Origin of the sequence: Janthinobacterium goodfellowi, from assembly GCF_051380695.1 — a bacterium.
Lineage (GTDB): Bacteria > Pseudomonadota > Gammaproteobacteria > Burkholderiales > Burkholderiaceae_D > Janthinobacterium.
This window is the reverse complement of the sequence record NZ_JBNYXN010000001.1, coordinates 1,026,687-1,040,855: the sequence shown is the minus strand read 5'-3', so window position 1 is coordinate 1,040,855 and position 14,169 is coordinate 1,026,687. Positions and strand designations below refer to the sequence as shown.

Annotated in this window: 13 protein-coding genes and 1 riboswitch; of the genes, 4 read left to right on the top strand and 9 right to left on the bottom strand. The window is 64.2% G+C overall.

Going from position 1 to position 14,169, the window contains the following annotated elements:
• Positions 1-82 precede the first annotated feature (82 nt).
• From ACQ4WQ_RS04735 to ACQ4WQ_RS04725, 3 genes are all read right to left on the bottom strand, one after another.
• A complete protein-coding gene (locus ACQ4WQ_RS04735) occupies positions 83-451 on the bottom strand; it encodes a hypothetical protein (RefSeq protein WP_070223908.1) in 369 nt (122 codons plus the stop codon).
• A gap of 129 nt (positions 452-580) precedes the next feature.
• On the bottom strand, positions 581-718 hold the full coding sequence (locus ACQ4WQ_RS04730) for a hypothetical protein (protein ID WP_170840448.1): 138 nt from the start codon (positions 716-718) through the stop codon (positions 581-583).
• A gap of 221 nt (positions 719-939) precedes the next feature.
• Positions 940-1,113 carry a hypothetical protein gene (locus ACQ4WQ_RS04725; RefSeq protein WP_436495015.1) on the bottom strand — a complete coding sequence of 58 codons (174 nt, stop codon included), beginning with the start codon at positions 1,111-1,113 and terminating at the stop codon, positions 940-942.
• Positions 1,114-1,279: 166 nt separating this feature from the next.
• Between ACQ4WQ_RS04725 and ACQ4WQ_RS04720 the strand changes: the two genes are divergently transcribed.
• The 3 genes from ACQ4WQ_RS04720 (at position 1,280) to ACQ4WQ_RS04710 (ending at position 4,758) form a co-directional block, all read left to right on the top strand.
• A complete protein-coding gene (locus tag ACQ4WQ_RS04720) occupies positions 1,280-2,488 on the top strand; it encodes a glycosyltransferase (RefSeq protein WP_436495013.1) in 1,209 nt (402 codons plus the stop codon).
• Positions 2,489-2,676: 188 nt separating this feature from the next.
• On the top strand, positions 2,677-3,660 hold the full coding sequence (locus ACQ4WQ_RS04715) for an EDSAP-1 family PEP-CTERM protein (RefSeq protein ID WP_326459409.1): 984 nt from the start codon (positions 2,677-2,679) through the stop codon (positions 3,658-3,660).
• Between the two features lie 108 nt (positions 3,661-3,768).
• On the top strand, positions 3,769-4,758 hold the full coding sequence (locus ACQ4WQ_RS04710) for an EDSAP-1 family PEP-CTERM protein (RefSeq protein WP_436495010.1): 990 nt from the start codon (positions 3,769-3,771) through the stop codon (positions 4,756-4,758).
• Between the two features lie 18 nt (positions 4,759-4,776).
• Here the strand turns inward: ACQ4WQ_RS04710 and ACQ4WQ_RS04705 are convergent, their stop codons facing one another.
• From ACQ4WQ_RS04705 to ACQ4WQ_RS04685, 5 genes are all read right to left on the bottom strand, one after another.
• Positions 4,777-5,886, bottom strand: coding sequence for a nitroreductase family protein (locus ACQ4WQ_RS04705; RefSeq protein ID WP_326459411.1), 1,110 nt, complete (start codon positions 5,884-5,886; stop codon positions 4,777-4,779).
• A complete protein-coding gene (locus tag ACQ4WQ_RS04700; RefSeq protein ID WP_436495008.1) occupies positions 5,887-6,756 on the bottom strand; it encodes a ThiF family adenylyltransferase in 870 nt (289 codons plus the stop codon).
• 87 nt (positions 6,757-6,843) lie between these two features.
• The gene (locus tag ACQ4WQ_RS04695) at positions 6,844-8,403 is read right to left on the bottom strand and encodes a methyl-accepting chemotaxis protein (protein WP_326459413.1); all 1,560 of its coding nucleotides are present in this window, start codon (positions 8,401-8,403) and stop codon (positions 6,844-6,846) included.
• 122 nt (positions 8,404-8,525) lie between these two features.
• Positions 8,526-8,723 carry a hypothetical protein gene (locus ACQ4WQ_RS04690; RefSeq protein ID WP_010399555.1) on the bottom strand — a complete coding sequence of 66 codons (198 nt, stop codon included), beginning with the start codon at positions 8,721-8,723 and terminating at the stop codon, positions 8,526-8,528.
• A 95-nt stretch (positions 8,724-8,818) separates the two neighbouring features.
• Positions 8,819-11,662 carry a M16 family metallopeptidase gene (locus tag ACQ4WQ_RS04685; RefSeq protein WP_326459414.1) on the bottom strand — a complete coding sequence of 948 codons (2,844 nt, stop codon included), beginning with the start codon at positions 11,660-11,662 and terminating at the stop codon, positions 8,819-8,821.
• A 185-nt stretch (positions 11,663-11,847) separates the two neighbouring features.
• Positions 11,848-11,998, top strand: a riboswitch (FMN riboswitch).
• A 94-nt stretch (positions 11,999-12,092) separates the two neighbouring features.
• Between ACQ4WQ_RS04685 and ribB the strand changes: the two genes are divergently transcribed.
• Positions 12,093-12,740 carry a 3,4-dihydroxy-2-butanone-4-phosphate synthase gene (gene ribB, locus ACQ4WQ_RS04680; protein WP_326459415.1) on the top strand — a complete coding sequence of 216 codons (648 nt, stop codon included), beginning with the start codon at positions 12,093-12,095 and terminating at the stop codon, positions 12,738-12,740.
• Positions 12,741-12,755: 15 nt separating this feature from the next.
• Here the strand turns inward: ribB and ACQ4WQ_RS04675 are convergent, their stop codons facing one another.
• A complete protein-coding gene (locus tag ACQ4WQ_RS04675) occupies positions 12,756-14,132 on the bottom strand; it encodes an MFS transporter (protein ID WP_436495005.1) in 1,377 nt (458 codons plus the stop codon).
• Positions 14,133-14,169: the final 37 nt, after the last annotated feature.

Genomic DNA, 14,169 nt, shown 5'->3' with positions numbered 1-14,169 from the left:
TGTCCAAAGTGTTCTCCAAGGGGAAATAAAAGTGAGGGGAATGTGAAAACCGGCCACTGGGGCCGGTTACCGGGACAGGCTGTTACAGTCCCAGGGTGTCGATGTCGGCCAGCGATTCGCGGCCCTTGTCGGAAATATCGTGGCCCTCGCCTTCGGCGCGCGCCACGATGTGGGCTTTCTTGCCCAGGAAATATGCCACTTCCGTGTCCAGCTTGGTCAGCGGATCGGCGGCCACGGCGCGCAAGCCCATGATGCAGCGGCGCAGGAACAGCAGTTGTTGCGCCTTGTCGGTGATGGACAGACGGCCATCGCGTGCATAGCTGAGCAGCTTCAGGCCGGACAGGCGCTTGGCATTGCGGGCAACGCAAGCGCTGGGGCGCTCGGTCTTGATGCCGCGTGCAACTTGCTCCAGCGCGTCATATTCATCGGTTGTTAATTTCTCGTTCTTCATTGCTTTTCCATAAAAGGCCAGGTGTTCGGCCCCCATGGTACGCGCCCCGCTGCGCATCGGCAACAGGCAACGTGAATCTGCCGCCGCCCGCCATGCGGCCAGGCGGCTGAAACACGGGCAAGACGGCGCTTATTTGTAGCTGCGCAGCAGCAGCCAGGCCAGGCCGCAGCCAGCCACGGCGCCCGCCAGTGCCAGCGCTGCGAGGTTCTTGCTGGTGATCACAGGGCGACGGCCCAGGTAGATTTTGTTATGCAAGGAATTGCCCATGATGGTCTCCTGTACAAGAATTTTTATGATGTCTCATTATAAGAACAGAATCGTGACGGCCGCATGACACTCGGCAGTTCGTGCTTGATTTGTATCCACTCGGCAACATTTATTAGTGTTTTTGTTGTTTAAATGGCGTGGCGATACCGCCACGCATGGGTTCCATTTCCGACTGGAAATAAACCACACGGCGGCAGCTGGCGCGGCACGCAGCCTGCCGCTTATCCCATCTTGACGGGCGGTGGCGGCGGCGTCGGCTCCTCGACCGGCACGGGGTCGATGTGCGGCGGCTGTTCCGGCGGCGGCGCGAGAGGATCGCCTTCCGGCGGTGGCGGCATATCGGGTTCGGGCGTGCTGTGCGCACGCAGCGGGGCAAGACGGAATCGTGGCTGCATGGTGGCCTCCTTTTGCCCCACTGTAGCCGATGCCGCAAATGCCCGGCGCCCGCCTGTGGCATGCCTCGGGAACTAAACGGCGCGGCGCCGCTCCAACTTGAGAAGCATCCCCTACGATACGAGTGCAAGCGATCCCCACACGATGGCGCGCAAGAAAATCTTATTCATGGCCGAGGCAGTGACCCTGGCCCATGTTGGCCGCCCCCTGAGCCTGGCCCAGGGCCTGGCCGAGGAAGAGTACGAAGTGCATTTTGCCTGCGCCGATGGCTATGATTTTTGTTTCAAGCAAGTCGCCTTCCGGCGCTGGCGCATCGACAGCATTTCGTCGCTGCAATTCCTGCAAGCGCTGGCCCACGGCAAGCCCGTCTACACGGAAAGCACCCTGCACGCGTACGTGGAAGACGACTTGCGCCTGCTTAATGCCGTCCAGCCCGACCTGGTGATCGGCGACTTCCGCCTGTCGCTGTCCGTCAGCGCGCGCCTGCAGCGCATTCCCTACATCACCCTCAGCAACGCCTACTGGAGTCCCTGGGTGCGCCAGCACTACACGGTGCCCAGCCTGCCCCTGACGAGCGTGCTGCCCATCTGGCTGGCCGATCCCCTGTTCCGCCTGATCCGCCCGCTGGCCTTCGCCTCGCACGCCGTGCCCCTGAACCGCGTGCGCCGCCGCCATGGCCTGCCCTCACTGGGCGGCGACCTGCGGCGCATCTACACCGATGCCGACCGCACCTTGTACGCGGATATTCCGCAACTGTTCCCGCCGCACGCCATGCCGCCCACGCACGACTACCTGGGCCCCGTCATCTGGGCGCCGCCGCTCGACTTGCCGGACTGGTGGCAGCGCCCGGAACTGAGCAGCGGACGCCCCATCATCTATGTCACCCTGGGCAGCTCGGGCCAGGGGCAATTGCTGCCGCACGTGCTGCGCGCGCTGGCGCCCCTGCCCGTCACCGTGCTGGCGGCCACGGCCGGCACCATCCGCGTCGATGCCGTGCCGCCGAATGCCTATGTCGCGCCCTTTTTACCTGGCGACGCGGCCGCCCGCCGCGCCAGCCTGGTGATCTGCAACGGCGGCAGCCCCACCAGCCAGCAGGCGCTGACGGCGGGCGTGCCCGTCATTGGCATCGCCGGCAACCTCGATCAATTCCTCAACATGCACGGCATCGCGGGCGCTGGCGCAGGACTGCTGCTGCGCGCCGACCGTTTCCAGGAAACCACCCTGCGCCATGCCGCCACGCGCATGCTCGACGATGGCCGGGCCAGGCTGGCGGCGCGCCAACTGGCCACGGCCATGCGCGACTATGTGCCAGGGCAACGCCTGCTGCCCCATCTGCACGCCCTGCTGGGCTCCTTGCCGCAAGACGGGCCGCGTTGAGCGGCGGCGTCGGTTTTTCTTACACCGCATCCGGCAACACCTGCACCACGTCAACACAAGCACGCCAAGTCATTGATTTCAAAAGAACCTCATGCGTTGGCATGGAAGTCGCTAGGTACTGGCCATGAGCACCTGCCGACAGGACTCAGGCAAGACTTCCAAACTCACTCAACCACGAGGTGAATGACATGAAACTTTCTAAACTGAAACTGCTCCCGGCGGTTGCGACACTGGCCATGCTGTGCGCGGCCGGTAGCGCACAAGCGGGCGCCTACGGCTATTCCTACAACAATATCTTCGGCCTGGTGATCGCCGTGCCGACGGGCCAGATCACGGTGGCCAACAGCACCACCATCTCGCGCAGCACGGCCACCCTGAACGGCGTGAGCGTCATCAACGGCGGCGCGGGCTCGCTCGACGCGCCGCGCGCCAACGTCGGCGCCGTGACCAAGGGCGAGAACGACTTCACGCAGCAAGGCCCCGCCGGCAACTACTCGCGCGGCGATGCGCAGATCGTCAGCACGCAGTTCCCCTCGTTCCCGCCCGGCTCCACCTCCACCCAGGCCGTCAACGTCGCCGAAGCCCACCTGGACGGGCCTGCCGGCACGGCCGATGCGTCCGGGCGCAACGGTTCGACCACGGGCTTCTCCGTCGATTTCGTCGTCGGCTCACCCACGGCGACGCTGAGCTTTGACTTCCTGGCATCGCCCTTCATGCAAGTCTTCCTGCAAAGCACCGTGGGCGTGCTGTCCACGGCGACGGCCAACCTGGTGGTCACCTTCACCATCACCGATGCCAATGGCGCGACCGTCTTCAACTGGACGCCCGATGGCGTGATCGGCTCGGGCATCTTCGGCGGCACGGAAAACACCGATGGCGCCAACCTGAACACCAGCCTGGCGACCAATTTCCTGACGCGCGGCAACCTGTTCACCTATGACCCATCCGGCTGCGGCACGCCCGCGGGCACGGGCGTGGGCACGGGCTGCGGCAGCAACTTCAGCGCCGTCAGCAATGCTTTAACGGCCGGCAACTACACCTTGACCTTGAATGCGGTGGAAAGCGTGGACCTGGTGAAACAGGCGGCGACACCCGAACCGGGCACGCTCGCTTTGCTGGGCCTGGGCCTGGCTGGCCTGGGCTATGCCCGCCGCCGCAAGATTGCCGCCTGAACCAGGCAACAGGGGGGATTCACAGGCGAGGGAGTCTCCTCGCCTTTTTTATGTGGCAAGCCTGTCGGTTTTCCTTACAACGCGGCCGACCGGCAGATGAGGATTTTCATGACTACATTTTCTTGTATCCGGTTGCCAACGGTCCTGCTGGCATTGCTGTTGCTGGCAGGCAGCGGCACTGCCAGCGCCGCCGCCTATGGCTATTCGTACACCAGCGTCTTCGGCCTGGTCATCAGCAATCCCACCGGCTCCACCACCTTGATCAGCAACATCGACCTGTCGCGCACCACCGCCACGCTCAACGGCAGCAGCGTCATCCACGGCGGCAGCAACGAGATCGATGCGCCGCAAGCGACGCGCGGCGCCGTCACCAAGGGGGAAAATGATTTTACGCAGCAAGGCATGGGCACGGCCTCGTTTGCACGCGGCGAGGCGCAGATCGTCACCTCGCAAATCCCGCCCTTTCCACCGGGCTCGACCAGTACGCATACGGTGAATGCGGCGGAAACCTTCCTCGCGGGCGGCGGCAGCGCCGACGCCTCGGGACGCAACGGTTCCAGCACGGCCATGGCCGTCAATTTCGTCGTCGGCCAACCGGGCGCCACCTTGGCCTTCGACTTCCAGGCCCTGCCCTACATGCAGCTGTACCTCGATGCCCTGGCCGGCACGGGCTCGGCGGCCACCACGAATATGGCGCTGACGTTTACCATCATCGATGAACATGGCCAGATCGTCTTCAACTGGGCACCCGACGGCAGCCTGGGCTCCGGCATCCTGGGCGGCACCGAACTGGCCGACGCCGCCAGCCTCAATACGGGTTACGCGCAAACGCCGCTGACCAGCGGCAGCGTGTTCACCTATGACCCCAGCGGCTGCGGCGCGCCCACGGGCACGGGCATCGGCACGACGTGCGGCGGACAGTATGGCGCCGTCACGGACAACCTGGTGGCGGGCAGCTATACCCTGGTGTTGAACATGCTCAACAGCTCCGAACTGGCGTATGTGCCGACGGACACGCCGATACCGCTACCGGGCACCTTGCCGCTGCTGGCGGCGGGCCTGGCAGCGCTGGCCCTGGCGCCACGGCGGCGCCGCTGACGCGCAGGGAGCCACGTCTCACGGCCCAGCCGTGGGCGCCACCAGCAAGTCTTGCAGCGGACGGCGCAGCGAGCGCGCACTGGCCGCCGGCCCTGCGCCGATGCGCCCAAGGAACACGGCCCGCTCGACCGCCGCCGCCCCCAGCACGGCCTGGCATTGCACGGCCAGTTCCTGCGCCATTTCCTGCATGCCATCGGTGCGTGAAAAGGTGCGACGTTCGCGCACGTAGCGGGCAAAGATCAGCGGCGTCAGTTCCGGCTGCAATTGCAGTCCCAGCTGCGTGGCCGTCAGCCAGAAGCGCTGCATGGCGCGGCCGGCCGCCACGTAATCGTCGATATGGCGCGGCGGCGCATCGGCCAGCAGCACGAAATGCGCGGCACAATACAGGCCGGGCAGCAAGTCCATCTGCAGCCGCGGGGCAATGGTGCCGCCCAGCCAGGTATTGAAAAAATCCACGCGGCGCCAGCTCTGCATGACCCAGCGCATCAGCCGCGCCGTCATCGGGTCGACACCGAGCGCCTGCTCCGGGATGCGGTCGGCACTGAAGCGCGCGCCCCATTCGATCACGTCGCGGTGCACCTTGTGCGCTTCGGGCATGGTCAGGCGCAGCTTCGCATTGTCGGACATCAGGCGCGCGCAGGCCAGACGCGCGCGCCCGCCTTCGAACCACTGCACGCCGTAACCGGGCGGCAAGCTGGCCGCCAGCGCCGCCTTTTCGCTGGCGCGCAGGCGGCGCGTGCTGAGCCGGCGCCGCTGCACGCTGCGGCGCGGCAGGAAGGCCGCCAGCGGATCGGGCAGCATGCCGGGACTGTCAACCAGCCGTACGTCGAAGGTGGGCAGGGTCTCGGGCATGGCCGTGCGCCGGCGCGCTTCCATGCGCAAGCCGTGACAGCTGGCCGCCAGTGCCATGCTTTCAAGCAAGGCGCCCAGCGACAGCTGGCTGGGATGGCCGTCGAGGTCGTACACGCAGTGGCTGCGCGTATCGAAGCCATGCACGACCACGTGCCGTGGCTCCACGACTTCAAAGCGCCACGGCTGCGTGTTGTCGCCGCTGGGCGCCCAGCGCGCCTGTTCGAGGATATTTTCCAGCACAGAATCGATCTGCGCGATCTGCGGTACTTGCGCCATTTATGCCCCCTGCGCGGCGCGGCGCCGCTTGATGATGGCCATCGCCAGCCGTTGCAGCGGATGCCGGTTACCACCGGGACGCCAGGTATGCACGAGCTTGTTGCGGTAGGCGTCGAAATGCACGCCGTGCGGCGCCGCCATGACCTTGCCCCGTTTTAGCAAAATTTTCAAGGCTTCCGTGGCGGCCGCGCCCGCGCACAGCTGGCAGCCCATGATGGTCGACGGCCCGCGCCGCTCCTTCAGGTTGATGGCGGACGGGTCGACCAGATAGGGGCCGTGCAAGCCGGCCGGCGCCAGGCCGACGAGAAAGCGCAGGGCCTTCTCTTCCTCGGGCAAGTCGCCCCAGCCAAAGTACTCTTCGAACGTCATGCCGCCCGGCATGAAGCTGAGCACGGCCGTGCCCATGCCCAGCGGCGCGGCCGTGATGGCGGGAATGCCCAGGCGGGCGCACGTGGCGAAGGTGGCCTGGCGCGCGGGGAAGGCGAAGAAATCGAGGCCGTCCACGTACAGGTCGACGCCGGCAAAGAACTCGGCCAGGTTGCTGTCGTGTATGCCGTCGGGAAATTGTTTAATCCCCAGTTCGGGATTGATGTCCATCGCCATCTGCGCCAGCACGGCCACCTTGGGCTGCCCCAGGGTGGAAACCATGGCGCCGGCCTGGCGGTTGAAGTTGGCGATATCGAAGGTGTCGAAATCGGCGATGTGGAAGGCGCCGATGCCCAGCCGCGCCAGGGTCAGCAAGTGCACGCCGCCCACGCCGCCCATGCCCGCGATGGCCACGCGCTTGCCGCGCAAGCTGTCCTGCTCCGCCTGCGTGACCCAGCCCAGGTTGCGGGCAAATGCCGCGTGATAGGAAAAACCTTCTGTCATGCTCACCTCTTCTGTGCATCCATTGCGGACGAAAAAGTTTGGACAGGTGAGCCGGGGATAAGTTCCCCCGTGACAGAAAAAAGGCGGCTAGCGCGCCAGGCGCCGCTGCGCCGCGGCCGGCGCCACGGCGCCCACCTTGAACACGCTGACGATCTGCGCCAGCCCGGCCGCCTGCTCGTTCATCGCTTGCGCCGCCGCCGATGCCTGTTCGACCAGGGCCGAGTTTTGCTGCGTCATGTTATCCATCTCGACGATGGCCTGGTTGATCTGCTCGATGCCGGCGCTCTGCTCGGCGCTGGCGGAGGAAATCTCGGCCACGATATCGGTCACGTGCTGCACGCTGGAGACGACTTTTTCCATCGTTTCGCCCGCCAGCGCCACCAGTTTTTCACCGGCGCCCACTTGTTCGGCGGAACTGTCGATCAATTGCTTGATCTCCTTGGCGGCACTGGCTGAACGCTGGGCCAGGTTGCGCACCTCGCTGGCGACGACGGCGAAGCCACGGCCCTGCTCGCCCGCGCGCGCCGCTTCCACGGCCGCATTCAGGGCCAGGATATTCGTCTGGAAGGCGATGCCGTCGATGACGGCGATGATGTCGCCGATCTTTTTCGACGAGGCATTGATGGCGCCCATGGTGTCGACCACCTGGCTCACCACGCCGCCCGCCTGGCTCGCCACTTGCGAGGCGGAAATGGCCAGCTGGTTGGCCTGGCGCGCATTGTCCGCATTCTGGCGCACGGTCGAGGTCATTTCTTCCATGGTCGAGGCCGTTTCTTCCAAGGAACCCGCCTGCTGCTCCGTGCGCGCCGACAGGTCGTGGTTGCCGGAAGCGATCTCGCCCGATGCCGTGGAAATGGATTCCGCATCGCTGCGCACCTGGCTCACCAGGTGCGCCAGGTTGTCGCGCATGGCCTTGATCGCCATCAACAGACTGGACGTGTCGCCGGGACGCGTATCGATCTGCGTGGTCAGGTCGCCCTGGGCGATCTGCGCCACGATGGCGGCCGCATAGTCGGGTTCGCCGCCGAGCTGGGCCAGGATGCGGCGCAGCATCAGGGCCGCCAGGGCGCCCACCACCAGCATCAGCGCGCCGCCGATGGCCAGCAGCACGCCCGCCTGGGCCCAGAACTTGTGGTTGATGTCATCGATATACGTGCCCGTGCCGATCAGCCAGTCCCACGGCGCAAATTTCACCACGGCATACATCTTCGCCACCGGGTCGGGCACGCCCGGACGCGTGCCGTCCGCCTGCACCAGGCCGATGCGGCTGTTGGCCAGCGCGGCGCGGTAGCGGTCGCCCGACTGCTTCATGTTCTTTTGCGGCACGCCGATGCGCGACGCATTCGGGTGCACGTACAGCAAGTCCGTGCTGAAATCGCGCACGAAATAATACATCTCGTCCTTGACGAAGCTGCCGATGGCCAGCTTGGCCTGCTGCTGCGCCTGCTCACGCGTGAGCTTGCCCGATTGTTCCAGCGCATATGCCTTTTCCACGGATGCGTTGGCCAGTTCGACCAGCACCGTCAATTGCTCGACGCGCTCGGCCATCATGGTCTGGCGCAGCGAATACAGGGAGAAGGAAGCGATGAGGACGATGCCCAGCAAGGTGCTGAAACACAGGAGGAGAATGCGCGAACGGAGTGTCATGGGTGCCTGGAGTGAAGGAGATATTTAATTGCCCGATGGAAATCTTTTCAGAAAAGCAAAACGGGCGGCGCTACCGGGCTGTGCCCGGCAGGCACCGCCCGCTGTAAGTCGTGTTTGGAAGGTCAGGCCAAGGCTTCCTTGGCCGCCTCTTCCGGCGTCAAGCCGTCGTAGAACTGGTCGGTAAACCACTCGACCTGCTCTTCGATGTGGTCCTGCGCCTGCGCCACGGTGGCGCCGCCGGCCACGAGGAAGCCTTCGACCTCGATGCACCAGTTGATCAACTCCAGGGTTTCCGGATCGAGTTCTTCTTTCTTCGCCATCGTATTTCCTTGCTTGTTAAATTGCGATATCACATCAATTAGCAGCAGTTTAACAGCTTCGGCACGCCACCGCCCCGGCAACTCCACCATGAAGATTACTTGGTTGCAACGTTTTTACGTTCCGGATACAGCACCACCTGCACATAATTGTGCATGTCCAGGTAGCGCTGCGCCGCCAGTTTGACGGCTTGCGGCGTGATGGCGCGCACGCGCTGCTCGTACTTCAGGATGTGCGCGGGATCGCGCCCCTGCGTCACCGAACCCATCAGCTGGTTCATCCAGTAGTTGTTTTCGCGCAAGGATTTCTGCTGGCGCGTGATCCAGTTCAGCTTGACCTTTTCCAGGTCCGCCACGGATGGCCCGTCCGCCTTCATCTTGTTGATTTCGGCAAAGGCCGCGGCGATCACCTTGTCCACGTTTTCCGGTCCCGTGGGCAAGTTCAGCGCCACCGAATAATGGCCGTACGGGTGCTGGCCCATCGAGGTTTCGAAACCGCCGCCATAGATCATGCTCATCTTTTCGCGCAGCACTTCGATCACTTTCAGGTTCAGCACCTCGCCCAGCGCCTGCAGGGTCAGCTTTTGCTCGTCCGAATACGCCGCGTCGCCATTGAAGGTGATGGAAATCGTGCTTTTGGGCTCGCTGCCCATGTAGATATCCTTCTTGACGACCCCGGTCACCGGGCGCATGCCCACGTCGCGGTAGGCGTGCGCCACCTCGGCCACGGGCAAGGTGCCCAGGTAGCTGGCGATCAGCGGCTTGATCTTGTCGAGCTCGAAGCTGCCCGCAAAGATGAAGGTCATGTCGCGCGCGCTGGAAAAACGCTGGCGGAAGATGTCCAATGAGCGGTCCAGGCCCACCTTGTCGAAGTCGGCCGCGCGCGGCACGCCATCGACACGCGGGTTGTCGCCATACATGGCGTGCTGGATGGCATCGTAAAACACGGCTTCCGGCTGCGCCATGCTGTTTTTCGCCAGGTCCTGCTGCTTGCCGATGAAGGACTGGTACAGGCCCGCATCCTTGCGCACGTCATGGAAATACAGATATACCAGTTGCAGCATGGCTTCCACGTCGGCACTGCTGGCCGAGCCGCCAAAGCCTTCGCTCAGCTCGCCCAGCGAAGCGCCCACGTTGACCGTCTTGCCGGCCAGCACTTTCTGCAAGTCCAGCGGCGCCAGGTCTTTCAGGCCCATGCTGCCGACCACGGCGCTGGCATAGCGGGCGTTATAGATGTCGGCGTCGCCGAACAGCGACTGGCCGCCGAAGCGCGTCGAGCCCATCAGCACCTGGTCGTTCTTGAAATCCGTCGGTTTCAGCAACACGCGCACGCCATTGCCCAGGATCAGTTCCGTCACGCCGATAGCGCTGTTCAACTTTTCCGAGACGATGCTGCCGCCGGCCGGCGGACCGTCCATCAGTTTACTGGCAAGCACTTTTTCCGTGCGCGGCTCGACGGTTTGCCGCTCCGCTTGCGCCACGGCGTCGAGCAATTGCTGCTGCGTCGGCACAGTCGAGGCCGCATCGCCCGCTTTCGGCTCGGCGCCCATGAAAACCACCAGTTTCTTTTGCTGGTCGGGAATCACCTTGGCCACCGTCTCGTTGATTTCCTGCAGAGTTACCTGCGGCAAGAGTTCCTGCGCGTACAGCAATTCATTGGCGATGCCGGGGACGGCTTCCTGTTCCAGGAAATTGCGCGAATACTCGGCCACGAAGCCGGCCGAATCGGATTTGTCGCGTTCGCTGTACGCACGCTCGTAATTGCGCAGCATGTCCTTGCGCGCGCGGTCCAGCTCATCCTGGCTGAAACCGAAGCGGCGCGCCCGTTCGTCTTCCAGCACCAGCGCATCGACAGCCGGCTGCACGCCGCCCTTGCCCAGCAAGGCATACGCGCTGAACGATTCATAGCCGCGCACCAGCTTGCCCACGCTGCTGCCGCCCTGGATGAACGGCGGATTGGCTTGCTGCGTCAATTCCTGCATGCGCGCGCTGAGCATCTGGCCATACAGGTTTTCGATCATCTGGCGGCGGTAGTCGGCGATGGTGACGGGCTCCTGCGCGGCGCGGATCGGGTAGCGGATGAAGACGGAGTCGTCCGGCGCTTCCTTGTCCGTGATCACCAGCGCTTCCGTCTGCGAGCGCTGCGGCACTTCCGCATACAGGCGCGGACGCGGTTTTGCGGGATTTTTCAGCTTGCCGAAATGCTGCCGGATCAGCTTTTCAGCCTGTTTCGGCTCCACGTCGCCCACCACCATCACGGCCATCAGGTCGGGCCGGTACCAATCCTTGTAGAAACGCTTGATGGCTTCCGGTTTGAACGTCTTTAACACGGACTCCTTGCCGATCGGCATGCGTTCCGCATAGCGCGAACCGTTCAGCAGCTTCGGATACAGCACCTTGTTCATGCGGTCGCTGGCGCCCTTGCCCAGGCGCGCCTCTTCCAGCACGATGCCGCGCTCGCTGTTGATGTCGGCCGGATTGAATTTCAAGCCATGCGCCCAGTCTTCCAGCACGAGAAAACCCTTTTCCAGGTTTTCCTTCTTGTTCGTCGGAATCGGCAGCACGTAGACGGTTTCATCGAAGCTCGTGTAGGCGTTCAAGTCGGCGCCGAACTTCACGCCGATCGATTGCAAATAGGAAATCAGCTCATTGCGCTTGAAATGCGTGGAGCCATTGAAGGCCATGTGTTCCGTGAAATGCGCCAGGCCTTGCTGGTCGTCGTCTTCCAGGATGGAGCCGGCTTTGACCACCAGGCGCAATTCCACTTTCTGCGCGGGACGGGCATTTTTCTTGATGTAATAGGTCAAGCCGTTCGGCAATTTTCCGACGGTAACTTCTGGTGCCAGCGGCAGGGGATCGGTCAAACGGATTTCCGCCTGGGCCATGCAGGCGCACGCCAGCAAGACGGCGCCCGAGATCAGGCGTAATTTACTCAGCTTCATGTATTCTCAACGGTAAGATTCAGTAGGCATACCTTACACTGAAATCGTCTTTCCGCCATTAAAAACAGCTTAGGGAAAACTGCTTTTCCCGGGCAACTTTGCCGAATGACAAACTCAACAGTACCCTGCCAGCTTTTGTCAGTTGTGCTAAAGTATTGCCGCCGGTCATGTGGACCGGCACAACAATACGTCTTCGGGGCGGGGTGCGATTCCCCACCGGCGGTAAGACCGGCAACGGTCAAGCCCGCGAGCGCTTTCCAGGCACCGCTTGGCGAGGTCAGCAGATCCGGTGTGATTCCGGAGCCGACGGTATAGTCCGGATGAAAGAAGATGTGCAGTAGTGTGATGTCCCATCGCCACGGCGATGCGGCCAGTTGCGTCTATTCGCTTGCCCTGCAGCGTTTTTCGCCTATGCGAGGAGCGTTTCACCATGTTAGTCAACAGCTATACCCTGCTTTCCAACGACCTGGAAGGTCGCATCCAGTCCGCCCTGGCCGCCATGCGCGCCGGCATTCCCGTCATCCTGCTCGACGATTTCGACCGTGAAAACGAAGCCGACCTGATCCTGTCGGCCGAGAAACTCACGCACGAAACCATGGCTTTGCTGATCCGCGAATGCAGCGGCATCGTCTGCCTGTGCCTGCCGACGGATGTCGTCAGCGCGCTGGAATTGCCGCCCATGTCGCCCGACAACGGCAGCCGCTACGGCACGCCATTCACCGTCTCGATCGAGGCGCGCGACGGCGTCACGACGGGCGTGTCGGCCGCCGACCGGGTCACCACCATCCGCGCGGCCATCGCGCCGGACGCCAAGCCCGCCGACCTGGTGCGCCCCGGCCACGTCTTCCCCTTGCGCGCCGCGCCCGGCGGCGTGCTCGAACGCCGTGGCCACACGGAAGGCTCCGTCGACCTGTCGCGCATGGCGGGCCTGAATCCGGCCGCCGTGCTGTGCGAGCTGATGAACCCGGACGGCACCATGATGCGCGGCGACGATATCGAGCGCTTCGCCGAACTGCACGGCATGCCGATCCTCACCATCGAAGAACTGGTGGAATGGCGCAGCAAGCACGGAAAATAAGCGTACAGTAAGCGCTCACGCGGCGGCCACGGCCTTCGGCACATGCACGTGCCGGTAGACGAGGCCCGCCGCCAGGCCATACGCGGCGGCGATCGTCGCGTAGGCCAGCGGCAAGCGCAGCGACCAGTCGGGCAGCATATGCAGGATGCTGCCGATCAACGCCACGCCCACGAGGGCACCGATCTGGCGGTTGGCATTCAGGGCGGCCGCCGCGCTGTTCGCATGCCGCTTGCCGGCCACCCGCATCACGGTGGCCGTCATGGCGGGAATGGCGATGCCGATGGCCACATTCATGACGGCCGTGCCCAGCGCCAGCCAGCCATACGGCGTGCCCGGACGCAAGCCCATCAGCAGCAGGGCCATCCCGGCGCCCACCAGCAAGCCGGCCAGCATGGGCCAGCGCGTGCCATGACGCGCCGCAATACTTCCAGCCATAAAGTTCCCCACCGTATAGGCCGCCATCATGGGCAGCAGGCGCAAGCCCGACTGCAGGGCATCGGCGCCGCCCGACTGCTGCAAAAACAGGCTCAATAAAAACAGCTGGCCGAACACGCAGAAATTGATCAAAAAACCCACGCCATTGGCCGCGCCGAAACTGCTGCTGTGAAACAGTTCACGCGGCAACAGCGGATGGCTGCCGCTGCGCTCGCGCCGCAGCAATTGCCAGGCCGACAGCAGCGTCAATGCGCCCGCCGCCAGCACGCCGGGCGACAGCCAGCCCAGCACGGGCCCTTCGATCAGCACGAAACTCAGGCCCGCCAGCGCCGCCACGCCCAGCGCATGGCTGAACAGAGACAGATCGCGCGGCTGGCGCGCCGGCGCCACCAAGAGCAGTTGCGCCATGACGATGGCCAGCACGCCCAGCGGCACGTTGACCCAGAAGACGCTGCGCCAGCCGAACTGGTGCACAAGGATGCCGCCGATCAGTGGGCCGGACGCACCGGCCACGCCCACCAGCGCCGACCAGGCGCCCAGCATGCGCGTGCGTTCGCGCTCGTCGTCGAAACTGTGCGTGAGCAAACTCAGCGAACTGGGCATGAACAGGGCCGCGCCCGCGCCCTGCAGCAGGCGCGCGGCCGTCAAGAAATGCCCGTCGGGCGCGGCGCCGCACAGCACCGAGCCGAGGATGAAGATACCGAGGCCGCCCTGGTACACGGCTTTCGGCCCGTAGCGGTCGGCCAGCGCGCCGCCGGCCAGCAGCAGCGCGGCAAACGTCAGCGTGTAGCCGTCGACCACCCAGACCAGGCCCGTCAGCGGAATACGCAAGTCCAGGGCGATATCGGACAGCGCCACGTTGACGGCCGTGACGTCGAGCATGGCCATGACGAAGCCGAAGGCCAGGGTCAGCAGGATCAAGCCGCTGGCGCGGCGCGGTGGGGAAGCAGTCATCATATTTCCTTGCAGGGACAGCGGGGCCGCCATTATGCGA